The organism is Synergistaceae bacterium, from assembly GCA_017540085.1.
In the GTDB taxonomy this organism is placed as follows: domain Bacteria; phylum Synergistota; class Synergistia; order Synergistales; family Aminobacteriaceae; genus JAFUXM01.
Genome location: JAFYBQ010000012.1, coordinates 1 through 21,171, shown reverse-complemented (window position 1 = coordinate 21,171; position 21,171 = coordinate 1). Strand labels below are relative to the sequence as shown.

Below are 21,171 nucleotides of genomic sequence, written 5' to 3'. Positions count from 1 at the left end.
CTCTAATATGCAAGAAAAATTTACGGTGAATGACTCTGACAGCAGGGAAGCCTTAACGGGCGCGCTCGGCTTCATTCGTGAACAGCTCGGTGAAATGAAGCTCAAAGAGAAAGACATTAACCGTGCGGAATTGATGTGCGAGGAGTCGTTATCGTCTCTTCTGAAACGCGCTGACTTTTCACGGCTGTCATATTTCTTGGTTGACGTGAGAAAATCATTCGGCGATGTGATTATTGACCTGAGAGTCCCCGGTGATGAGTTTGATTTTTACGGTAATGCAGAAGTCCCATATCACTCCGATGATGATGAGCTTCAAGAGACGCAGGCCGCAATTCAGAGCCTTCTTCTGCGTTCGTTCAGCCGTTTCTTGAGGTACAAGCATTACCGCCGTTTCAACTCGGTGCGGATAAAGGCTGTACTGTCGAATTATTCCGGGCTGTACAAGGTACTGACGGTATTATTCCTCGCTGTAATATCAGGATTCGTACTCAAGTCATTTTTCCCGGAGAGCGTATATATGGCCGTCAACGATAATATATTTGTCCCGGTTCGGACTGTATTCATGAACGGGCTGAAGATGTGCGCCGTACCTGTAGTGCTGTTCTCTATTATCACATGCCTTTCGGGAATGGGCAGCGCATCAGGGCTTCAGAAGTCGGGCGGAAGGCTATTGAAGTATATTCTTCTGTTTCAGCTCGCAAGCACCGCAATAGCTTTCGGACTTATGCACGTATTCAGGCCGGGCGCGGGAGTCAAAATGATTGCGCCTTCTGTTGAGACTGTGCAGGGAAGTACAATGTCATTAACGGGAATGCTGATGAACTTAGTCCCGGCGAATCTCATACGGCCATTGCTTGAAGGCGACATGCTGCAAATTATTGTTATCGCGGTGATTCTGGGAGTCTCTGTCGGCATGGCGGGCGCGAAAATTCTGCGTGATGTTTTCAGGGAGCTTACGGCTGTTTTCATGAGGGCGACAAGAATATTCATGTTCATAGTTCCGCTGGCTATATTCTGCTCGGTTGCCTCGATGATAATCATAACGGGGCTTGACACTCTGCTGTCAGTGCTGGGAATAATTCTGACTCTCATTGCCGGGTATTTCCTGCTTAACATATTTTTCTGCGCGGCTGTGAAAATTCGCACAGGATTAAGCCCTTTCGTTATGCTGAGAAAATCCCTGCCGCTGACAATAACGGCCTTCAGCACATGCTCAAGCATAGCGGCGATCCCTGACGGCATGAAGTGCTGCGAGGACATGGGAATATCCCCGAAAATTTACTCTCTCTCTATTCCCCTCTGCACGTCAATATGCAAAGCTGCTTTCCCCATAACATTCTCAGTCTTTACGCTTTCGGCTGCGAATATGTACGGTGTGAATTTGTCCGCGTCAACAATGATTTCTCTTGTGTTCTCAATAATCGTTCTGACAATCTCAACACCCGGACTCCCCGGCGCGTGTGTAATAGCAATGTCGGCATTACTCACACAGGCAGGATGCCCGCTCGATTTTCTGGGAATAGTTCTCAGTCTTGCGGCAATAGAAGATTTGATGAACACTCCCACAACATGTATCGGCAATGTTGCGTGTACGATTATTGCGGCTGACGGAGGGAATCTAATCGACAGGGAAAAATACAATTCATGAAAATATTTGTGTCATGCGGGGAAGTGAGCGGGGATATTTACGCCGGGGGATTCATTCGGGAGGCACTGAAGATTTGCCCGTCAGCAGAAATTTACGGCATGTTAGGCCCTGAAGGAGTGAAAGCCGGAGGAGTCGCCCGATGGAGTTATGACGAGCTGAAATTGATGGGACTGCTTGAGATTGTCCCGGCGATTCCGCGAATATTACGGCTGAAGAGAGACATTGCCCGCGAAATCATGAGGGTGAATCCTGAGTCGGTCGTTCTTGTCGACAGCCCTGACTTTCATTTGATGCTGGCAAAATCTCTCAGGAAATCGGGCTACGGCGGGAAAATAATCTCCCTTAGCCCCCCGACTGTGTGGGCGTGGCGTTCCGGGAGGGTCAAGAATCTGAAACGGGATTTTGATTTGTGCCTTCCGCTGTTCTCGTTTGAGCATGAATATTTGCTGTCTCACGGCGTAAAATCCTTGTGGCAGTCTCATCCCCTAGTCCGCGAAATGAAGGGCGTAATAGTCTCAGACTCATTCCGCAAAAGATTCGGCCATGAGAATATTATTGCCCTCATGCCGGGAAGCAGGCACTATGATATACGCTATCACCTCGATATACTCATAGGCGCGGCGGAAATTCTGCGGTCTCACGGATATTTGCCGGTGTTCTCTGTTGCTGAGGGGCTGAACGCCGGACTCGCTGATGAGGTCAGGACTAGAGTCAGCGGTTCGGGGTTCGACTGCTGGGACGGGAGCGGGCGCGAATTGATGATGGGTGCTGAGGCTGTCGCGGGCGTGTCGGGTACTGTGTCGGTTGAAGCTATGATGTTAGGGCGATTTATGACAGTCATCTACAACATGAGGCGGATAAATTATGCCATACTGAAGCGGCTTGTTCATGTCGACAGAATATCAATACCCAACATGCTCACAGACAGGATGATTTACCCGGAATTGCTTTGTGATGACGCTACACCCGAAAAAATTACGCACGAGCTTGAAATTTATCTTGATGACGAAAATATACGGCGTGAGACTGACTCGGCTCTCCAAAAAGCCCGGTCATCAATGGGAGACTCGAATGCCGCAAAATTTTGGGCGGAATCAGTTTTAGGTTAATGCGTAATTAACGAGTAACATTTTTTTCGGCGTTCGTGTTATTATTCCTCCGTTCCAAAAAATTCACAGGTCGGAGGTTTTTATTTATGCCTAAACGTTTATTTATTCTTGCGCTTGCTGTCGTTCTTACGGCAGTTCCGGCATTTTCACACGAGCTGACAATCAAAGCTCACAACACGGTCATGAAGGAAGGCGAGCCGTTCCCTGCAACCGTTCAATCCGCGCACAAGTTCATAGTCCCGGAGGAAGTCGAAATCCTCGAACGTGTGAAGGCAGGAATCATTGAGGGCGGAAAATTCGTGCCGTCCGAACTCAAAGCCAACGAGAAAAATTTGTGCATAGATTTCACCGTAACACCCAAAAATTTATCGCAGTCCGTGATTCTTGTCGCGACAAAAGACGGCGAGTCATGGTGCGTAACGAACGAGGGCGGGAAATCAGGAGCGCGGAAAGATTTGGAGGCTCAGGGACTCAAAGTAATATCCGCGAACAAATACGATAAGTACGCAAAAGCAATCTTCAACACGTCGCATGATGACAAAAATTTTGCGTCCGTTCTGGGTCATCCGCTCGAAATTATCCCCGCAACGAATCCCGCTGACGTAAAGCCGGGGGACTTCATGACGGTGAAAATCCTGCTGAACGGACAGCCTTACACCGGGCCGATATGGGCGACATATGACGGATTCGCGCCGGAGTACGAGAACACATACGCATATTACACGGAGGCGGAGAACGGAGAAGCGCACGTGAAAATCACCGCTCCGGGCTGGTGGGGAGTCAGGGCATCGCAGACAGGACTCCCGGGTGTAGCGGGAGATTATGACAATCTCAATTTGCGTGCGTTCCTGCTGTTTGAAGTGAAATGAGGGGAAAATTTTTCGTCAGGCTTGGGATTATTCCCGGCCTGATTCTTTTGCTTACGGGTGAAATTTCCGCGCATGGGACTGGCTGGCGTTATTCGCAGATTGAAGCCGTTGCTTTAGAGTTCATTTACTCGACGGGGGAAGCAATGAGCTACCGTGAAGCCCGCGTGTATTCTCCGAGTGATGAGAAATTTGCGTACCAGTCCGGCAGAACAGATGAGAAGGGGCGGTTTGCCTTTGTCCCTGACTCGCCGGGAAAATGGCGCGTAATCGTCCGCGATGAGGAAGGCCACCAATGCACCGCCGAAATTGACATATCCCCCGAAAATCTCGCAGGCCATGACGAACCGTCAGCAGAAAATCAGCCGTCAGCAATCATAAACAGCACGGAGATATTCATACGGTCATTGCTGGGAGTCAGTCTCATCTTCAACATTGCAATGATAATCAGCAGGAGGAAAAATGCACATCAGTGAGGGAATATTATCGGGCGGAGTTTTGGCTCTCGGCTGGGCGGGGACAATTGCGGGAGTCTCGTTCGGCCTCAAGAAAACTGACCCCGACAAAATCATTCAGACCGCGTTAATATCGTCAGCGTTCTTTCTTGCGTCCCTCGTGAACGTCCGAATAGGCCCGTCATCGACTCACCTGACACTCCTCGCGCCAATGGGACTCATTCTCGGCCATGCTGTATTTCCTGCGGTGATTGTCGCGTTACTGCTTCAGGCGTTATTGTTCGGGTTCGGGGGGATTCTCGTTCTCGGTGCTAATACGTTCGTGATGGGTGCCGCGTCCCTCGTAACATATATCATTTTCGGGAAGGCAGTCCGTGAAAGCTCCGGGCGTGTGAAGGTTATTGCGCTGTCGTTCATGGCCGGGGTACTTGCTGTAGTTATTGCGGCTGTGATTGCGGGAATGTTCCTGATGATTACGGACTCGGATTTTTCCGGGGCGGTGAAATTATTGCTGATGGCTAATATTCCTGTCGCGCTGATTGAAGGGGCTGTAACATCGTTCCTTGTGATATGGCTGAAGAGGTCAGCCCCCGAATTTTTGTCATGACACGCGATATTTACGCCCTCGAAATTCCCCGCGAAAATCTTTCAGCGTCAACAAAACGAAATCCCGCCGTGATTCTCGTGTCGTCAATAATATACGCCCTCGCCGTAACCGCCAGCAGTAATATATATTCCCTCCTCACAGCGTCAATACTGCCCGCAATATCTATCCGCCGCGTGAAACTTTCAGCCCTCGCAAAAATCAACATCGCCAACGCCGCAATGATTCTGACTCTTGCTCTGACATGGCCGGATTTTTATGGCGGTCTCAGAATGGGAATGATAATCGCTCTCAGGGTCAACATGATATATATTGCTTTCTCCGCGATGTTATATCCTCTTGGGACAATGGGAATATATGAGGCACTATGCTTCATGAGAATCCCGGAGAAACTGCGCGTGATGATAATTCTGACTCTGAGGGGGATAAATATTCTGCGGGAGCGTTACGAGTCGGCAATAATTTCCGTGAGGCTGAGAGCATCGAACATGCGCGGGGTGATGAGGCTGAAAATTTTTGCGTTCATGCTGGGTAATGTGCTGCTTCAGAGCTTGGAGCGTTCCGACAACATGATGAAGGCAGTTAAGTGCCGGGGGGGATTCGGCGGGTTCATGCAGACAGAGACTCTCGGAATCAATTTCAGCGATGTGATTTACGTTACGGGCTTTGCGGTCTACGGGATAATTATTGCGGTGATGAATTATGCTTGAGGTTGCGAATCTGCGCTACACGTACCCGGGCGGCCATGAGGCATTGAGGGGAATAAATCTGCGTGTGAATGACGGTGAGAAAATTGCTCTTGCGGGTGCTAACGGCTCCGGGAAATCAACGCTGCTGCTACACATTGCCGGGGCTGTCGAAATACAGTCAGGGCGGATAACATTCGGGGGACGTGAAGGCTCTGACGTTCTTCGCAAAAATGTGGGACTTACGTTTCAGAATGCCGATGACGAAATATTGATGCCATCGGTGATTGAGGATGTCGCGTTCAGCCTCACAGCGTCAGGAATGAGCGCACACTCAGCGCACGAGAAAGCCGGGGAAATTCTCGCCTACTTGGGAATCTCACACCTTGCTATGCGTCAGCCTCATAAACTTTCAGGCGGTGAGAAAAGACTCGTAACTTTCGCGGGAGTGCTGGCCTCAAATCCTGAAATCCTTGCGCTTGACGAGCCTACAGCGGGGCTTGACCCGAAAGCAAGACGGCGGGTCATAAATTTTCTGCGTGAGACCGGGAAGACTGTCATTCTTGCGACACATGATCTTGACATGGCACTTGATGTATGTGAACGCGCCGTGATACTTCATGAGGGGATAATCTCTGCTGAAGGAGTCCTGCCTGAGCTTTTCACGGACAAAAATATTCTTGAGGAAAATAATCTTGAGCTGCCATTGAGATATTCATGATATAATCCTCAAAAAATCACGAAAGGAGCTGTTGACATTGGCGGATCACAATGCTAAAGTTGCCCGTTGCCCGTTGCCCGTTGCCCGTTGCCATAACTATGCGCTTGATTTCCTGAAAGGTATAGGCTGTATCGGGGTAGTATTCATTCACATACACTTTCCCGGCTTTTTCGGAAGATTCGTCAGCCGCTCGTCAGGTTTCGCCGTTCCACTTTTCTTTATGATTTCCGGCTTCTATGCTTATCAGTCAGACGACAGCACAATCATCCGCCGTCTCAGAAAAATATTCCGCATAACGCTTTTCACGACACTGATATATATTTTCTACAGGCTTCAGCATATGATAAGGCATGATGAATTATCCGGTGCGTTCACGGCTTGGAGCATAACACGTTCGGCAGTGAGGCTTGTTATTCTGTCGGACTTTAGTTTTGCGGGGGCGGGTCATTTGTGGTTTCTCTGCTCGCTGATTGAGGGGTATATTATTCTGCTGGCAATTAAACGTTTCAATCTCTGGAAAGCAGGATATATTTACGCGCTTCTTGCGTTCATAGTGTCCGGGGTAATATTTGCAGTTGTCCCGCTGAAATGGCACTTGCGCGGAAATGTCTTCATGTCGGGAATGAGCTGGATTCTGACGGGTCATTACATCGCGGAGAATTTGCAGGCAGTCTCAAGAATCAGCCGGAAGATATTATTTGCCTCAGCTTTTGCCGGGTATCTCATCGGGCTTCTGTCGCTTACAGGGCGTATGCTGTTTGTGTCAAGCATAGGCTTCAACATTTTTCCGATGTCGCTATTCATTCTCGCGGTGAGGGAAGACTCGCAGGCCGTCAAATTCCCTCAGTCAATCGTGAAAATCGGCGCGGAATATTCGCTTTACGTCTACCTGTTTCATATACTTGTCGACAGGATATATTCTTCCGTTCTGAAACTTGCAGGCGTTTATTACAATCCTTTTGCATTATGGACGAGGCCGCTTGTTGTAGTTGTATTATCCCTTACGCTGTCATTCGTGATCGTGAAGGTGCGTGATAAAATTTCCCGAAAAAAATCGGAGTGATAACGATGGAATTTGTCGGGCGTTTCGCGACTGCTGTATGTTACGCGGAAATCATAGAAGACGAAGCGCGGACTCAGATTCAACGGATGTGCGATTACCCGTTCACAGAAGGCTCAAAGATTCGCATAATGCCTGACGTACACGCGAGCGCGGGCTGCACTGTCGGCACAACAATGACGGTAACAGGCAGGGCACTATGTCCCATCGGGTTTTGATGTGTGGGAGGGAAGGCTGGAACATATAACTTCAAAGCCTCGTGAAAAAATGAGGGCTGAAGATTTCTCACAGTCCTCAAAATTTTTGCTGTTAATTGTGGCTGTAGCGTGAAAGAAATTGTTTCGTTCGTTCCTCTTTCGGGTGATTGAAGACTTCTTGCGGGTCGCCCTGCTCGCAGATTACCCCACTGTCCATGAAGATGACATGACTCGCAACGTCCCGTGCAAATTCCATCTCATGAGTAACGATTATCATTGTCGTATTTTTCTCCGAGAGTCCGCGAATGACCTTCAGGACTTCCCCGGTTAATTCGGGATCTAATGCGCTCGTAGGCTCGTCAAAGCACAAAATATCCGGGTGCATGATTAATGCGCGGGCGATTGCGACTCTCTGCTGCTGTCCGCCGGATAACTGGTGCGGGTAATTCTGCATTCTGTCAGCGAGTCCGATGTTTGTGAAAAGTTCTTCAGCCTCAGACTTTAGCGCGGCACGGTCAAAATTTTTCACATGATTTTCTTTCGCCAAAAGAATCGGTGAAAGCATGACATTTTCGAGTGCTGTATACTGCGGAAAAAGGTTGAACGACTGAAACACGAGTCCGAAATGCAGACGCTTCCTGCGAATCTGACTCTCGCTCATCGTTGAAGGCTGTGAACAGTCAAGCAAAGTTTCTCCGTTTACGGTGATGACTCCCGCGTCAGGGCGTTCAAGAAAATTCAGACAGCGTAATAATGTCGTTTTCCCGCTGCCTGAAGAGCCAATGATGGAGAGTGCGCCGCCTTTTTCGAGCGTGAAATCGATTCCCTTCAGCACCTCAATTTTTCCGAAAGTCTTTCGTATGTTCCTCACTTCAAGAATCGGCATATTCCTTCCCTCCCTTAACGGAAATAATCTAACTTGCGCTCAAATTTTGCCAGCAATACCGTAACGATTCCGTTGAACACAAGATAGTAGAATGCCGTGAAGAAGAGCGGCCAAATTGCGCCCGATATGCCGTGAGAGCCTTTCATGAACGCCTGCCCTGCCCAGATGATTTCCTGCAGCGCGATAATTCTTGCGAGTGCGGTATCTTTTACGAGGGTAATAATTTCGTTGGAGATCGGCGGAACAATTCGCTTTATCATCTGCAATAACGTTACGTGAAAAAATATTTGCCTCCGTGTCATTCCGAGAACGAGTCCCGCTTCAGTCTGCCCGATTGGGACGCTCTGAATCCCTCCGCGATAAATTTCCGAGAAGTAGCACGCATAGTTGATGACGAACGCAATAGCCGCCGCAGTGAATCTTCCCTGCTCGCCTCCGCCCCATATGGGACTGTGAAGAACGAGTCCGGGAAAATAGTAGACGATCAGCAATTGAATCATTAGGGGAGTGCCGCGGATTATCCATATTATGAACTGAGTGATGAGACTGATTGCGCGGATTTTCGAGAGTGTTCCGAAAGCGATAATTAATCCGAGGGGGAAAGCTCCCAGAAGTGTAACGGCAAAAAGTTTTAACGTCTGCAAGAATCCCACGTTAAGCGCGCCGATTACAACCGGGAGCTGTTCGATGAATGTCTGCATATTTCTGTTACTGCTTGATTAACGCCGCCTGAATTTTGTACGTCTCAGCAATTTTTGTGATTGAGCCGTCCGCGTAGCCTGACTCGAAAAACGCATTGAGCATGAATGTTAAGTCGGAGCCTTTGCGGAAGCCGACTCCGTATTCCTCGCTGTTAAGTGCAACAGTGTAGGCGAGATTCTCATAGCCTGTGCCTTTTCCGACCATAGCCGCGGCCATGAGTGAGTCAATGATTGCTCCGTCCGCTGTACCTGAAGCCGCTTCCATGAGTGCGGTCGCCTGATCTTGTACCTCAATGCACTTGAGGCCGTGAGCTTTTGCCTGCTCATTACCTGCGCTGCCATGCTCAACAGCAAACGTTAATTCCTTTATGGCTTCGAGCGAGTCATACTTTGCTGCTTTTGCTGACGGGACTACGACAATTTGAGCGTTGTTGCAGTAGGGATTTGATGTACTCATTGCGGATTTCACTTCGGGGGTGAGGGTCATGCCGTTCCAAACGCAGTCGATATTTTTTCCGTCAAGCTCAAGAATTTTGTTGTTCCATTCGATTTCCTGAAACTCAATTTTGACTCCGAGACTCTCCGCGAATGCTTTTGCTAAATCAGCATCGAATCCGATCCATTCGCCCTTCTCGTTTTTGTAGTCCATCGGCTTGAAGTCAGTTATTCCGACGACGAGAACGCCTTTTGCCTTCACATATTCCGAGTCAGTCTCAGCGAACGCGCACGAACATAACGCCATAACAACCGCGAGGACGAGTAATAATTTCTTCATGGGAAATAACATCTCCTGCAAGAAAAATTCTGCAACGCTTTAACGCGCTGAAGTGATGAGAATTTTACCAGAAACAGAATGAATGTCTATCATCTGTCCTGCTGGGATAATTTCTGAAGCTCTGATTTTGCGTACTCGTTTCCCTGTTCTGCGGCTTGGGTGAAATACTCTATGGCTTTGTCGTTGCTTTGAGGAACGCCGAGTCCGTGAAGGTACATATAGCCGATGTGATATTGAGCTGAGGCTAGACCTTGCGCGGAGGCTTTTTCGAACCATTCTTTAGCTTTGGCATAATCCTGTTCTACTCCATGCCCATGCGCATACATATAGCCCAGATTATTTTGTGCAGCGGCATTTTCTTGAGTAGCGGCTTTCTCGAACCATTCCTTAGCTTTGGCGTAATCATGTTTTACTCCCAAGCCGTTATGATACATGTAACCAATACTATGCTGTGCGAAAGCATTTCCCTGTATCGCGGCTTTCTCGTACCATTCGAGAGCTTTTGCGTAATCCTGTTTGACATGATAGTAAAATTCGCCAAGATTATATTGAGCGGTAATATTGCCGTTAAGGGCAGCTTTCTCAAACCTTTCCACAGCTTTGTCGCTGTTTTCGGGAACGCCGAGTCCTATGTTGTACATGAGACCGAGATTATTTTGCGCGTCAGCATTGCCGTTAGATGCGGATTTCTCGAACCATTCAGCAGCTTTCTTGTAATCCTGTTTTACTCCTAATCCGCCTAAATACATATAACCTATATTATATTGAGCTGTAGGATTCTCTTGAGCGGCGGCTTTCCCGTACCATTCAAGAGCTTTTGCGTAATCCCGTTTTACTCCCAAGCCGTTATGATACATGTAACCAATACTATGCTGTGCTAAAGCATTTCCCTGTGCCGCGGCTTCTCGTACCATTCGAGAGCTTTTGCGTAATCCTGTTTGACATGATAGTAAAATTCGCCGAGATTATATTGAGCGTTATTATTGCCATTAAGGGCAGCTTTCTCAAACCATTCCACAGCTTTGTTATGATCCTGTTCGACTCCCTGACCATGAAAATACATAGTGCCAATACTATTTTGAGCCGAGTCAAGACCTTGGGCTGCTGCTTTTTGATGCCATTCCATAGCTTTGGCATAATCCTGCCTGACTCCATGCCCGTAATAGTACATGTGAGCAAGATTATTTTGTGCTTCAGCCTCACCTTGGGCAGCGGCTTTTTCGTACCATTCCTTAGCTTTGGCGTAATCCTGTTTCACACCTAATCCATGTCGGTACATGTAGCCTATATTCGTTTGAGCCGAGTCAAGACCTTGGGCTGCTGCTTTCTGATACCATTCCATTGCTTGGGCATAATCCTGCTTCACTCCGAATCCATGCAGATACATATAGCCTATATTATTTTGTGCGTTGGCATTCCCCTGCGCGGCGGCCTTCTGATACCATTCCATTGCCTTCTCATAATCTTGTTTCTGCTGGTACATTACACCGAGATGATATTGTGACGCTACACTGTTGAATACTTGATCCAAGAAATTGAGGTTATACCACACAAGCACCCCGATAATCACCGACAGCACAGCCGCAACTGCTCCGAATATTTTCGCCCGCCTCTTTCTCTCTTCGTCATCGCGACTCTTGAAGTACGTGAAATTCAGCCTCAGCATAGCCGCTATTACCCTCAGAAACGCGCCGTCCCTCTTGAATGTCTTCATGTCAATCCCTAACGGTTCACGCTCACGGTCAAGCGCAAGTATCGCAGGCGGGAAACACTCTATAGTCTCGTCCTTTGAGCGCGGAATCCCTCCCACAATAAGCGGAATGATTTTGTCTTCACGGTGCAATTCCTCAATAAATATTTGACCTCATCATTCACGTACACAGATTTTGCGCTGCTCGGTGAACATATCAGTATGAGATACTGCGAACGCCTGAGATTGTCGTGAAGAGTCTCGATCAGAGTCCCTTTCCCGGAAATGTCAGACTCATCACGGAATATCGGACTGAGCTTCTTGGGCAATTCCGGATGAGCCTGCAACAATTTCGCCGGCATGTGATAACGTTCAAGACGCTTCTGCAATTTCTGCGCGATCTCTTTGTCCTCGTGGCTGTAGCTGATGAATGCGAAATAGTCGAAAATTTCCCCGGCCATGATTTACGCCCTTCCCTGTGAAAATTTTTGTGGATGAGGAAATTATATTACAGCAAAATTAATCGGGCTGAATCACTTCCGCGCCTCTGAAAAAAATTATCCCGGTCGGAGCATGATATATCCCCTTAACGCGGGGACTCTTCATCACCGTTGCCGAATAGAAATAAAGCGGGGCGGCCGGCATATCGTCAACAAGAATCTTCTCGGCCTCGTGCATGTAATTTATCCGTTTCACTCTGTCGGGTTCAGTCGCGGCTTTCTTCATGAGCGAGTCAAAAACGGGACTGCTGTACTTCCCGAAATTATTCTGCGAGTCTGACATAAAAGTCTCAAGCAAATTTGATGCGTCAGGATAATCCATCGCCCAGCCCGATTCAGCCATGTCAAAATCTCCGTTTCGCCTCGTTGTGAGAAATACTTTCCATTCCTCATTGGCTAGATTAACTTTCACGCCCAGCGCAGTTTTCCACATTCCCTGCAAAACTTCGGGGATAATTTTTCTCCCTGAGCTTGAGGAATATTTGTACGTTACTTCCGGGAATCCCTCGCCGTTAGGATAGCCAGCTTCAGCCAAAAGCCGCCGTGCCTCTTCAACGTTCGCGCTTACGGGGATTAATTCTCCGCCTTCCGTCCTGAAATCCTCCGAGTCAGTCGTGCCGGGAATGTTAGGGCATATCATCCCGGACGCAGGAATGTTGCCTCCGAGTACTATTTTGTCTGTGATGATTTTTCGGTCAATGGCAAGAGTGAAAGCCCGCCGGACTCGCGCGTCATCGAAAGGTTTCCGAGTCGTGTTGAACTCGTAGAAGTAAGCCGTGTATGTTGGCATTGATACAGCCTCGCCGCGTTTGAGGAGAATGGGAGCCATCAATGAAGGGACGCTCGTCATGTAGTCGACCCGCCCCGCCCTGAACGCCGCAAGCGATGTATTTCCGTCCCCGATAAGAACCATACGAACCCGGTCAATTTCCACGTTATCCTCGTCCCAGTAATACGGATTTTTGACGATGGAAATTTCACCGCCCGGGCCATGCCGCCACGATTCGACTCTGAACGGGCCGTTTGTGATTGTCGTCTCAGGACGCGCAGCCCAGCCCCGCGGGTTTTCGTTCACGATGTCCATTCTTGCGGGGAAAAATTGAGGCAGTGCCATAAAGTAAAGCATGAGGGGATTAACGTGTTCAAGCTCAATAATTAATGTCCTGTCATCGGGAGCATAGAGTCCTACGTCAGCACTTTGCGTTTTGCCATTGTAGAATGACTCGGCGTTCTTGATGAAGAATCCGAGAGTCGCATATGCGCTTCCTGTGTGAGGGTCAACAAGCCGCAAAATTCCGTCTCTGAAATGCGAGGCCGTTAAAGTTTTTCCGTCAGACCACCGCAAATTTTCCCGGAGATGGAACGTCCATTTGAGTCCGTCCGGCGAAACATCCCATGACTCTGCGCAGCCCGGCTCCGGGCGGTTGTTGAAGTTTGTCCGCAGGAGTCCCTCAAAGATATTGGAGTCGACTGTTGCACCGTCAAGCGCGAAATTCACAGCAGGGTCTATCGTCTGAGGGTCAATGCCTAAGTTGTAGACTATAGTTTCTTCGTCAGCATGTGAAAATGACACAGCTATTAATATTAATATTGCCGCCACAGAAATTTTCCGCATTAATTCTCACTCCTTTACACAAACGGGCAGGCGCAGAGGTGATTATTGCCTTTGTCCTGTAATTTCGGTGCTATCGACTGGCATTCGGGCTTTGCTTTCGGGCATCGCGTGTGAAATCTGCAACCTGACGGCGGATTTATCGCGCTGGGAATCTCGCCTTTCAGCGGAATAATTTTGCGCCCTGCTGATTTCTCCGGGTCAGGAATTGGGACAGATGATAGAAGTGATACTGTGTACGGGTGAAGGGGATTCGTGTAAAGCTCATCGCTCCCGGCAATTTCTACAATACTTCCGAGATACATAACTGCGACTCGCGTGCTGATGTGGCGTACCATCGACAAGTCATGAGCGATAAAAAGATACGTGAGTCCTAACGATTTCTGCAAGTCCTCAAGCATATTGACGATTTGCGCCTGAATAGAAACGTCAAGTGCTGAGATCGGCTCATCGCAGATAATCATTTCCGGCTCTGCTGCCAATGCGCGCGCGATTCCGATTCGCTGTCGCTGCCCCCCGCTGAACTCATGAGGATAACGCCCGGCCTGCTCTGTGTTGAGTCCGACAAGTTTCAGCAGATGATTCACGCGGTCAGTGTGTTCGTCTTTCGGAACGTGATGAACGATCATAGGCTCGCGGATAATATCGCCTGCTGTCATCCGAGGATTGAGTGAGGCGTAAGGGTCCTGAAATATCATCTGGATTCTTTTGCGGAAGGGGAGAAGCTCGCGCTGTGTGATGTGGGTTATGTCATGGCCGTCAAAGATTATGCGTCCTGAGTCGGGTTCGTAGAGGCGTATGATTGTGCGTCCTGTTGTGGTTTTTCCGCAGCCTGATTCGCCGACGAGTCCGAGTGTTTCGCCGCGTGAAACTGTGAGGCTTACTCCGTCAACAGAATGCACTGTGCCTGATTGTGTGTGAAAATATTTCGTGAGTCCTTCAACTTGTAGCATGTTATCTCCTTAATTACTGTGAGAATTTATCTCAGATGTTCGAGGGCGTATTTTGCGGAGTAATGTCCCTGCTCTGAGGCTTTCTTGTACCATCTTCGGGCTTCCTGAAAGTCTTTTGCACAGCCTAAGCCGAGTTCGTATATATATCCCAGACGGTATTGTGCCTCAGCATGTCCCAATTCAGCAGCTTTACGGAACAAAGGTCTAGCTTTTCTGCAATCAAAATAATTGAAATACTTTCTGCCTTGTTCATATAGTGCTTCTGCGTCTATTGGTTCGACCGAATTTTGAGCTTGCACTTTCTGTCTTTGCTCTTCAAGCTGACATTCGATTTCCGCCCGGCGTTTTGCTTCTTCTGCTTTCTGCGCTTCTGCCTGTCTCAATGCCTCCTCGCGCTGTTTGAGTTCAGCCTTCAGTCTTTCTTCTTCCCTGCGCTTTTCTTCAAGCTCATGATGAATTTCATAGTCATCCCTGCGGAATATTCTTCTCAGCCCCGGAAATATCCACAGCGCAAACGCAAACAGAATCCCCCCGATAATTTCACCGCCAAACTGTTTTATGCCCTCAATGATGACTTCTATCGCGGCTTCCATCTCAGCACTTTTCACCGAGCCAGCACGAATATTTATGCGTATCACTCAGCGTTAAGGCTTCCGGCTTCCTGTGAAGGCATATCCTCATGGCCTCATTGCACCTCTTCACGAACGGACACCCCGCAGGAGGATTCAGCAAGTCCGGCGGCTGTCCCTCAATCGGGATTAACCGTTCGCGTTTTCCGCCAGCTTTCGGCAGTGAGTGCAGAAGCCCGCGTGTGTATGGGTGAGATGGACTCCCGAAAATTTCCCGCGCTGTTCCTTCCTCCATTATTCGCCCGCCGTACATCACTATTACCCGGTCAGACTCGCCCGCAATGACTCCCAAGTCGTGCGTGATTAGTATCATCGACATTCCCGTGTCATTCCGAATCTCGCGCAGGAGTCCCAAGATTTGAGCCTGAACAGTAACATCAAGCGCGGTTGTAGGTTCGTCAGCAATCAGCAATTCCGGCCTGCACAATATCGACATCGCAATCATGAGTCTTTGCCGCTGTCCTCCGCTGAACTCGTGCGGATCCTGCCTCATTCTTTCCTCAGCAGGAACAATCCCGACACGTGTCATCATTTCCGCGACTCTCTCGTGAATATTTCCCGGCCACTTGTGCCGCCTCAATGCCTCCTCTAACTGATAGCCTACCGATAACACTGGATTAAGGCTCGTCATTGGGTCTTGGAATATCATCGCTATCTTGTCTCCGCGCAGTGCCTTCACGGACTCAGGCGTGAGATTTTCACCCATGAAGCTGAGTGTGTCATAACTGATTCGCCCGGCCTCGCCTAAGAGTCCCATTATTGAGAGCATTGTTGCAGATTTCCCGCTTCCTGACTCGCCCGCAATCCCTAGCACTTCTCCGCGATTCACCGCAAATGATACGCCCTCGACAGCTTTCACTTCTCCGGCTGATGTCGTGAATGTAGTGTGAAGATTCTCGACTCTCAAAATTTCCTCTGTCATCGTGTTTCACCTTCTCAATTTCGGGTCTAATGCGTCTCTCAGTCCGTCGCCCAAAAAGTTAAACGCAAGTATTGTTACTGAGATCGCTCCCGCAGGAAAGAATAACTGCCACGGATATATTGCCATCGCAGGGACTGACTCACTGCATAACACTCCCCAGCTTGCCATAGGTGCGCTGACTCCCAGTCCCACGAACGACAAGAAAGCCTCCGTGAAGATTGCACCGGGTACGGAAAATGTTAATGTTACGAGAACTGCTCCCATTGCGTTTGGGATAATGTGCCGGAATAATATTCTTGACGGTGAAGCCCCCGTAACCCTCGCGGCTATCACAAACTCTTCACTCTTTATACGCATTACTTCAGCGCGTACCATTCGTGCCATCGGTGCCCAGTACGATATTCCCAGCGTGATAAATATGCTCTTCAGGCCCGGGCCTACTACTACCATCAGCAGAATCACATATATCATAGCCGGGACGCTGTAAATCACATCAACGATTCTCATCATGACATCATCAATTTTCCCGCCCTTGTAGCCCGACACACCGCCGTAAATCACTCCGATAAACAGACTAATGAAGCTCGCAAGGAATCCCACAGCAAGAGAAATCCGCGCCCCGTATGCGACTCTCACGAACAAATCACGCCCGAACATGTCGCACCCGAAAAAGTGAGTCAGAGTCGGAGGGTCATTGCTGAAATTGAAGTCCATCCCGTCATACTCATACCGCGAAAACATCGGCGCAAACACCGCGAACACCATCACAATCAGAATCACCCACAGCCCGAACACCGCTAACTTGTCTTCTTTGAGACGCGACCAGACATCAGCCCAGTACGTTTTTGACGGCCTCAATGTTTCAGCGGATAACCTTTCTTCAGGGGAAAGGAGCGTAAATTCTTCAGCGTTGTACATCATTATCAATTATCACCTCAGCTTTATTCGCGGGTCAGCAAACGACAGACATATATCCGTTATCATGTTGAACGCCACAAGAAGCGCGCTGTAAAATATCGTTACGCCCATTATCGTTGTGTAGTCGCGGTTGTTTATGCTCGTAACGAAAAATGTACCCAGCCCAGGAACGCCGTAGACCTGCTCAATCACGAAACTTCCCGTAACAATTCCCGCCGTCAAAGGCCCTAGGTACGTTATCACCGGGATAACAGCATTCTTCAGCGCGTGAAGGTATATCACCGTGCCTTCACCGAGTCCCTTAGCCCGCGCCGTGCGTATGTAGTCCTGATTCAGTACCTCAAGCATTCCCGAACGCACAAGCCGCGAGATAAACGCCGCCGGATATAGTGCCAGTGTTATCGCCGGAAGGATTGCCGTGTTCATGCCCTCCCAGAATCCGACAGTTACCCAGCCCAATTGCCACGCGAAAATGTAGACCATCAACGCCGCAATCACGAACCCCGGAACAGTAACGCCCAGAGTCGCGATAATCATTGCGAGATGATCAGGCCATTTCCCGCGCTTGAGTGCCGAAATCACGCCCGCAGGAATCCCTATCGCCAATGACAATATCAGCGCGAGTCCTCCCACAGCGAACGACACCGGGAAGCTGTCCGCTATGATTTCGTTGACCGTCATCCCCTCGTAGCGGTACGACGGGCCGAGGTCAAGCCGCAGAACGTTCAGCAGATATTTTCCGTACTGTGTCAGAAGTGAGTCATTGAGGCCGTAACGCTCATTCATCTTCTCGATGACAAATCCGGGTATTGCCTTTGCGTCCGTGAAAGGCCCGCCCGGAATCGCCCTCATCATGAAGAAAGTTATCGTTATGACTATGAAGAGGGTTATCAGACTCGAAATGATACGCCTGAAAATGTAACTGTTAATGTTGAATCACCCCTTGAGGATTTTTTTTGAGAACGCGGAAATTTTATCACGCACAAAAAAAAGAGACCCCCGGAAGTTTTCCCGGGAGCCTCAAATTTTTTCTGAGACTTCTATACGTTTTCGCCGAACTTCACGCCCTCGTAGTCATCGCTGTTTGTGAGCAGAAGCACTACTGTGTCAGGATGTCCGGCCTTCTTGATTTTCTCGCGGTCAAATTTCATTATGCGCTGGCCTTTCTTGACCTTGTCGCCTTCCTTCACGTAGTCCTCGAACCCATCGCCCTTCATTTCGACCGTATCGACTCCCACATGTATCAGCACTTCCATGTCATTCGCCCCGGAAATTCCTATTGCGTGCTTGCTTTCCGCGACTGACGAAATTTCGCCGTCAATGGGCGCGTACACATACTCGTCTTCAGGCTGAATGCCGACTCCCTGTCCGAGTGTCCCTGCCGCGAACGTGGGATCGGGGATGTCAGTGTAGGGGATGACTTTTCCCGCTGTGCACTGCGCTATGTCGCCTGCTGATGACGTTATGACCGTTCCGAACTCGACAGACGCGCCGGGTGCTTCTGCTGACGGTGCTGGGGCGGCTGCTTCAGCTTCGGGGGCTTCCTCATGCCACATAATCCACGCCAGCACGAACGCAATACCGCCGGAAATCGCAAGCAGTATCGAATACTGCACGGGCTGTGCGATTGTCAGATAGCCGGGGATTCCAGTAACGCCGTAAGCCTTTGCGCCGATTCCTGACATTGCGCCGTAGAACGCTCCGACAGTGCCGCCGATCATGCCCGCGATGATGGGCTTGAAGAAACGCAGGTTGATACCGAAAATTGCAGGCTCAGTGATTCCGAGTGCCGCAGAGATTGACGAGGGGACTGCAACAACTTTCGTGCGGGCGTTGCGAGCCTTGAAGCCTATCGCGAGACATGCGCCGAACTGTGCGAAATTCGCCGCGGAAGCTATCGGCATCCATGTGTTGAGACCGCCTTCAACCGCAAGCATACCTGCCTCGATTACGTTGTACATGTGGTGAAGTCCCATTACGACCGTCCACGGGTAAATAGCTCCCATTATCGCCGAGCCGATCGGATTCTTCACGAGGATTTTTGCGCCCTCAAGAACCCATGTCTCAAGCTGTGAGAATATCGGCCCTATAATCGTGAAGGTTATGAATGTCGTAACAAGTACCGTTGTGAAGGGGACGACAAAAAGGTCAATCATTTCCGGCGTGTGCTTGTGAAGCCACTTCTCAATCGCGCACATCAGCCACACAGCAATAATTACGGGGATAACATGACCCTGATAGCCGACTTTCTGAACGTTGATGACGAAATTCAGAATGTTGAAGTTCCATGACGGTATAGTCTCAAGAGTCCCGACTACCCACGCATTGACGAGGTTAGCATGAATCATAGCGAGACCGATAACAGCTCCGAGGAATGTATTTCCGCCGAAAACGCGAGCCGCTGAAATTGCGACAATGACGGGAAGATACGCGAATGCGGTGTTTGCTACCATGTCGAGGAAGTCATACCATGATGTTGACGCAAATTCGGGGTAAACTTTTCCGAGTGCCTCAACAAGTCCCATCATCAAGCCCGATGCAACGATAGCCGGGAGAATCGGTACAAAGACATCGCCGACTGCCTTTAACATTCTCTTCCATATCGGCTGACCTGCCGCCGCCGCCGCTTTAACGTCATCCTTTGTGGCCTCTGTCATTCCTGTAACGCTGAGGAACTCGGAGTATACTTTGTTGACCGTGCCTGTACCGATGATGAGCTGAAGCTGTCCGTTGTTCTCGAACATTCCTTTTACGCCGTCGACATTCTCAAGTGCTTTCTTGTCGACTTTGCCATTGTCCTTGATGACGAGGCGCAAACGTGTAGCGCAGTGAGCCGCTTGGACGATGTTTTCACGCCCGCCGATGTGGAAAACGATTTCTTCCGCACATTTCCTGTAATCCAATGCCATAATGATATTACCTCCCGAAAAATTTAGACTAACTTTAATTCCGCAAACGCCTTCGCGAGACCGTCATCACTCACTGAGGGGCATACCATATCAGAGAGCGACTTCAGTTTTTCGGAGCCGTTCGCCATACAGACGCTGAATCCTACTGTCTGTATCATCTCCAAATCGTTCATGCTGTCCCCGAATCCGATTGTGTCAGAAATTGGGACGTTGAAATGTTTGCAGATTGTCTCAACGCCGAGTCCTTTGTTGAAAGCCTTGTTGATGATTTCGCCGTTGATACATGTTGAAGATGAGCCGCCTACTTTCACTTCCTGCATGACAAAATTGAACTCATCCCCTAACGCCGCTTTTGCCTCGTCAAGCTGCTTCATGTCGGTACACATTATCACGACCTTGTAGACAGGCGATCCGTCATACTGGCTCATAGGTTTTATGCCTAAGTTCGCGGACAATGCTTTTCTCCACCGCTCAATCTCGCTGTTTCCCTCGCCCTGTGAGCTGAGGAAGTCGCCGAGATTCTCATCGCCCCATGAGCCTTTCTCCGCCTCAATCGTGCAGAACACTCCCTGATTGTGGAGTGCCTTCAATGCCGCGTCCCTCTGCGAGTCCGTCATGGGATGGTCGTAAAGCACCTCGGAATAGTCATCGCCGACAGCCACATAGCCGCCCGCGCACCCTATGAACCCATCGAACTGGTAGCGCAGTAATGGCCGGAGCATGTCAGGATTGCGGCCCGTGCAGAGAAATACTTTATGGCCGTTCGCCCGCGCCTTTGCGATTGCGTCAACCGCGCTTTGAGGGGGCGTGTTTTCTCCGGGGGCGGTGAGTGTGCCGTCAATGTCGAGAAATATCAGCTTCAAGATATTTTCCTCCTGTAAAATTTTTGTGCATGAGCTGAAATTTGTTGTCTGAAAAATTTTTGTGAATGGAAAAATTATATCCGCAAACTTTTTATGAGGCAACAAAAAAGCCGGACTGTTTATTTCCCGGCCATGTGAAAATTTTTTGCGTGAGAATTTTTTTGCGCTTTAACTGTGAGAAGGAAAGCCGATAAGATCCCTTCCGCAGAAAATCTCAAAGCCCGCCGACAAATCATTGTCCGATTTTATGTCCTTGCGTATGTATTCTGCAACTTCTTTCAAGTCGCCCTCGCGGAAAATGAAGCTCAGAAATTTATCGTACCATGGAGACTGTACAATGAACTGTGTAAGAGGAAAATACACAGGAGGTAAGCATAATGGAAGAAGCTAGACAGGAAAAACTCAAGATTAGCAACGACTTGCTCGATGCCATGCTCGTAGGGGTCAAAACTCAAGACGATTTATGG

23 protein-coding genes are annotated in these 21,171 nt (G+C 49.2%); 9 read left to right on the top strand and 14 right to left on the bottom strand.

The window, feature by feature from the left end; all coding sequences use genetic code 11:
- Positions 1-7 precede the first annotated feature (7 nt).
- The 9 genes from IKQ95_02200 (at position 8) to IKQ95_02160 (ending at position 7,367) form a co-directional block, all read left to right on the top strand.
- Positions 8-1,648, top strand: a complete 1,641-nt coding sequence (locus IKQ95_02200; GenBank protein ID MBR4195508.1) for a dicarboxylate/amino acid:cation symporter — start codon at positions 8-10, stop codon at positions 1,646-1,648.
- Positions 1,645-2,757 carry a lipid-A-disaccharide synthase gene (locus IKQ95_02195; protein ID MBR4195507.1) on the top strand — a complete coding sequence of 371 codons (1,113 nt, stop codon included), beginning with the start codon at positions 1,645-1,647 and terminating at the stop codon, positions 2,755-2,757. The genes IKQ95_02200 and IKQ95_02195 overlap by 4 nt, the downstream gene beginning before the upstream one ends.
- 86 nt (positions 2,758-2,843) lie before the next feature.
- Positions 2,844-3,626 (top strand): DUF4198 domain-containing protein, encoded by a 783-nt coding sequence (locus IKQ95_02190; protein ID MBR4195506.1) that lies wholly within the window; start codon positions 2,844-2,846, stop codon positions 3,624-3,626.
- Positions 3,623-4,099: a hypothetical protein gene (locus IKQ95_02185; GenBank protein MBR4195505.1), complete on the top strand. Its 477-nt coding sequence runs from the start codon at positions 3,623-3,625 to the stop codon at positions 4,097-4,099. Before IKQ95_02190 ends, IKQ95_02185 begins: the two co-directional genes overlap by 4 nt.
- Complete coding sequence (cbiM, locus tag IKQ95_02180; protein MBR4195504.1) at positions 4,086-4,685, top strand: cobalt transporter CbiM; 600 nt, start codon at positions 4,086-4,088, stop codon at positions 4,683-4,685. The genes IKQ95_02185 and cbiM overlap by 14 nt, the downstream gene beginning before the upstream one ends.
- Positions 4,682-5,392 carry a hypothetical protein gene (locus IKQ95_02175; GenBank protein ID MBR4195503.1) on the top strand — a complete coding sequence of 237 codons (711 nt, stop codon included), beginning with the start codon at positions 4,682-4,684 and terminating at the stop codon, positions 5,390-5,392. The genes cbiM and IKQ95_02175 overlap by 4 nt, the downstream gene beginning before the upstream one ends.
- Positions 5,385-6,089 carry an ABC transporter ATP-binding protein gene (locus IKQ95_02170; protein ID MBR4195502.1) on the top strand — a complete coding sequence of 235 codons (705 nt, stop codon included), beginning with the start codon at positions 5,385-5,387 and terminating at the stop codon, positions 6,087-6,089. The genes IKQ95_02175 and IKQ95_02170 overlap by 8 nt, the downstream gene beginning before the upstream one ends.
- A 37-nt stretch (positions 6,090-6,126) precedes the next feature.
- Entirely contained in the window at positions 6,127-7,152 is a 1,026-nt protein-coding gene (locus IKQ95_02165) for an acyltransferase (protein ID MBR4195501.1), read from the top strand.
- A gap of 5 nt (positions 7,153-7,157) precedes the next feature.
- Complete coding sequence (locus IKQ95_02160; GenBank protein MBR4195500.1) at positions 7,158-7,367, top strand: hypothetical protein; 210 nt, start codon at positions 7,158-7,160, stop codon at positions 7,365-7,367.
- 91 nt (positions 7,368-7,458) lie between these two features.
- On the opposite strand, the gene IKQ95_02155 is transcribed toward IKQ95_02160, so the two are convergent.
- The 14 genes from IKQ95_02155 to IKQ95_02090 form a co-directional block, all read right to left on the bottom strand.
- The gene (locus IKQ95_02155; GenBank protein ID MBR4195499.1) at positions 7,459-8,226 is read right to left on the bottom strand and encodes an amino acid ABC transporter ATP-binding protein; all 768 of its coding nucleotides are present in this window, start codon (positions 8,224-8,226) and stop codon (positions 7,459-7,461) included.
- Between the two features lie 20 nt (positions 8,227-8,246).
- Complete coding sequence (locus tag IKQ95_02150; GenBank protein MBR4195498.1) at positions 8,247-8,933, bottom strand: amino acid ABC transporter permease; 687 nt, start codon at positions 8,931-8,933, stop codon at positions 8,247-8,249.
- Positions 8,934-8,940: 7 nt separating this feature from the next.
- Positions 8,941-9,708 carry a transporter substrate-binding domain-containing protein gene (locus tag IKQ95_02145; GenBank protein ID MBR4195497.1) on the bottom strand — a complete coding sequence of 256 codons (768 nt, stop codon included), beginning with the start codon at positions 9,706-9,708 and terminating at the stop codon, positions 8,941-8,943.
- A gap of 89 nt (positions 9,709-9,797) precedes the next feature.
- Positions 9,798-10,622 (bottom strand): sel1 repeat family protein, encoded by an 825-nt coding sequence (locus IKQ95_02140; GenBank protein MBR4195496.1) that lies wholly within the window; start codon positions 10,620-10,622, stop codon positions 9,798-9,800.
- Positions 10,586-11,551 carry a sel1 repeat family protein gene (locus IKQ95_02135; GenBank protein MBR4195495.1) on the bottom strand — a complete coding sequence of 322 codons (966 nt, stop codon included), beginning with the start codon at positions 11,549-11,551 and terminating at the stop codon, positions 10,586-10,588. The genes IKQ95_02140 and IKQ95_02135 overlap by 37 nt, the downstream gene beginning before the upstream one ends.
- On the bottom strand, positions 11,482-11,859 hold the full coding sequence (locus tag IKQ95_02130) for a toll/interleukin-1 receptor domain-containing protein (protein MBR4195494.1): 378 nt from the start codon (positions 11,857-11,859) through the stop codon (positions 11,482-11,484). Before IKQ95_02130 ends, IKQ95_02135 begins: the two co-directional genes overlap by 70 nt.
- Positions 11,860-11,917: 58 nt before the next feature.
- Positions 11,918-13,513: a peptide ABC transporter substrate-binding protein gene (locus IKQ95_02125; GenBank protein MBR4195493.1), complete on the bottom strand. Its 1,596-nt coding sequence runs from the start codon at positions 13,511-13,513 to the stop codon at positions 11,918-11,920.
- 14 nt (positions 13,514-13,527) lie between these two features.
- Positions 13,528-14,463 (bottom strand): ATP-binding cassette domain-containing protein, encoded by a 936-nt coding sequence (locus tag IKQ95_02120; protein MBR4195492.1) that lies wholly within the window; start codon positions 14,461-14,463, stop codon positions 13,528-13,530.
- Between the two features lie 26 nt (positions 14,464-14,489).
- Entirely contained in the window at positions 14,490-15,101 is a 612-nt protein-coding gene (locus IKQ95_02115; GenBank protein ID MBR4195491.1) for a sel1 repeat family protein, read from the bottom strand.
- The gene (locus tag IKQ95_02110) at positions 15,058-16,014 is read right to left on the bottom strand and encodes an ABC transporter ATP-binding protein (GenBank protein ID MBR4195490.1); all 957 of its coding nucleotides are present in this window, start codon (positions 16,012-16,014) and stop codon (positions 15,058-15,060) included. Before IKQ95_02110 ends, IKQ95_02115 begins: the two co-directional genes overlap by 44 nt.
- Positions 16,015-16,020: 6 nt before the next feature.
- Positions 16,021-16,935: an ABC transporter permease gene (locus IKQ95_02105; GenBank protein ID MBR4195489.1), complete on the bottom strand. Its 915-nt coding sequence runs from the start codon at positions 16,933-16,935 to the stop codon at positions 16,021-16,023.
- Positions 16,936-16,944: 9 nt separating this feature from the next.
- Positions 16,945-17,862 carry an ABC transporter permease gene (locus IKQ95_02100; GenBank protein MBR4195488.1) on the bottom strand — a complete coding sequence of 306 codons (918 nt, stop codon included), beginning with the start codon at positions 17,860-17,862 and terminating at the stop codon, positions 16,945-16,947.
- 110 nt (positions 17,863-17,972) lie between these two features.
- On the bottom strand, positions 17,973-19,841 hold the full coding sequence (locus tag IKQ95_02095) for a PTS glucose transporter subunit IIA (protein ID MBR4195487.1): 1,869 nt from the start codon (positions 19,839-19,841) through the stop codon (positions 17,973-17,975).
- A gap of 23 nt (positions 19,842-19,864) precedes the next feature.
- On the bottom strand, positions 19,865-20,704 hold the full coding sequence (locus tag IKQ95_02090) for an HAD family hydrolase (protein ID MBR4195486.1): 840 nt from the start codon (positions 20,702-20,704) through the stop codon (positions 19,865-19,867).
- Positions 20,705-21,171 lie beyond the last annotated feature (467 nt).

Coding starts and splice junctions, on each gene's coding strand:
- IKQ95_02200 (MBR4195508.1), top strand. CDS start 8: ATGCAAGAAAAATTTACGGTGAATGACTCTGACAGCAGGGAAGCCTTA.
- IKQ95_02195 (MBR4195507.1), top strand. CDS start 1,645: ATGAAAATATTTGTGTCATGCGGGGAAGTGAGCGGGGATATTTACGCC.
- IKQ95_02190 (MBR4195506.1), top strand. CDS start 2,844: ATGCCTAAACGTTTATTTATTCTTGCGCTTGCTGTCGTTCTTACGGCA.
- IKQ95_02185 (MBR4195505.1), top strand. CDS start 3,623: ATGAGGGGAAAATTTTTCGTCAGGCTTGGGATTATTCCCGGCCTGATT.
- cbiM (MBR4195504.1), top strand. CDS start 4,086: ATGCACATCAGTGAGGGAATATTATCGGGCGGAGTTTTGGCTCTCGGC.
- IKQ95_02175 (MBR4195503.1), top strand. CDS start 4,682: ATGACACGCGATATTTACGCCCTCGAAATTCCCCGCGAAAATCTTTCA.
- IKQ95_02170 (MBR4195502.1), top strand. CDS start 5,385: ATGCTTGAGGTTGCGAATCTGCGCTACACGTACCCGGGCGGCCATGAG.
- IKQ95_02160 (MBR4195500.1), top strand. CDS start 7,158: ATGGAATTTGTCGGGCGTTTCGCGACTGCTGTATGTTACGCGGAAATC.
- IKQ95_02150 (MBR4195498.1), bottom strand. CDS start 8,933: ATGCAGACATTCATCGAACAGCTCCCGGTTGTAATCGGCGCGCTTAAC.
- IKQ95_02145 (MBR4195497.1), bottom strand. CDS start 9,708: ATGAAGAAATTATTACTCGTCCTCGCGGTTGTTATGGCGTTATGTTCG.
- IKQ95_02140 (MBR4195496.1), bottom strand. CDS start 10,622: ATGGTACGAGAAGCCGCGGCACAGGGAAATGCTTTAGCACAGCATAGT.
- IKQ95_02130 (MBR4195494.1), bottom strand. CDS start 11,859: ATGGCCGGGGAAATTTTCGACTATTTCGCATTCATCAGCTACAGCCAC.
- IKQ95_02125 (MBR4195493.1), bottom strand. CDS start 13,513: ATGCGGAAAATTTCTGTGGCGGCAATATTAATATTAATAGCTGTGTCA.
- IKQ95_02120 (MBR4195492.1), bottom strand. CDS start 14,463: ATGCTACAAGTTGAAGGACTCACGAAATATTTTCACACACAATCAGGC.
- IKQ95_02110 (MBR4195490.1), bottom strand. CDS start 16,014: ATGACAGAGGAAATTTTGAGAGTCGAGAATCTTCACACTACATTCACG.
- IKQ95_02105 (MBR4195489.1), bottom strand. CDS start 16,935: ATGATGTACAACGCTGAAGAATTTACGCTCCTTTCCCCTGAAGAAAGG.
- IKQ95_02095 (MBR4195487.1), bottom strand. CDS start 19,841: ATGGCATTGGATTACAGGAAATGTGCGGAAGAAATCGTTTTCCACATC.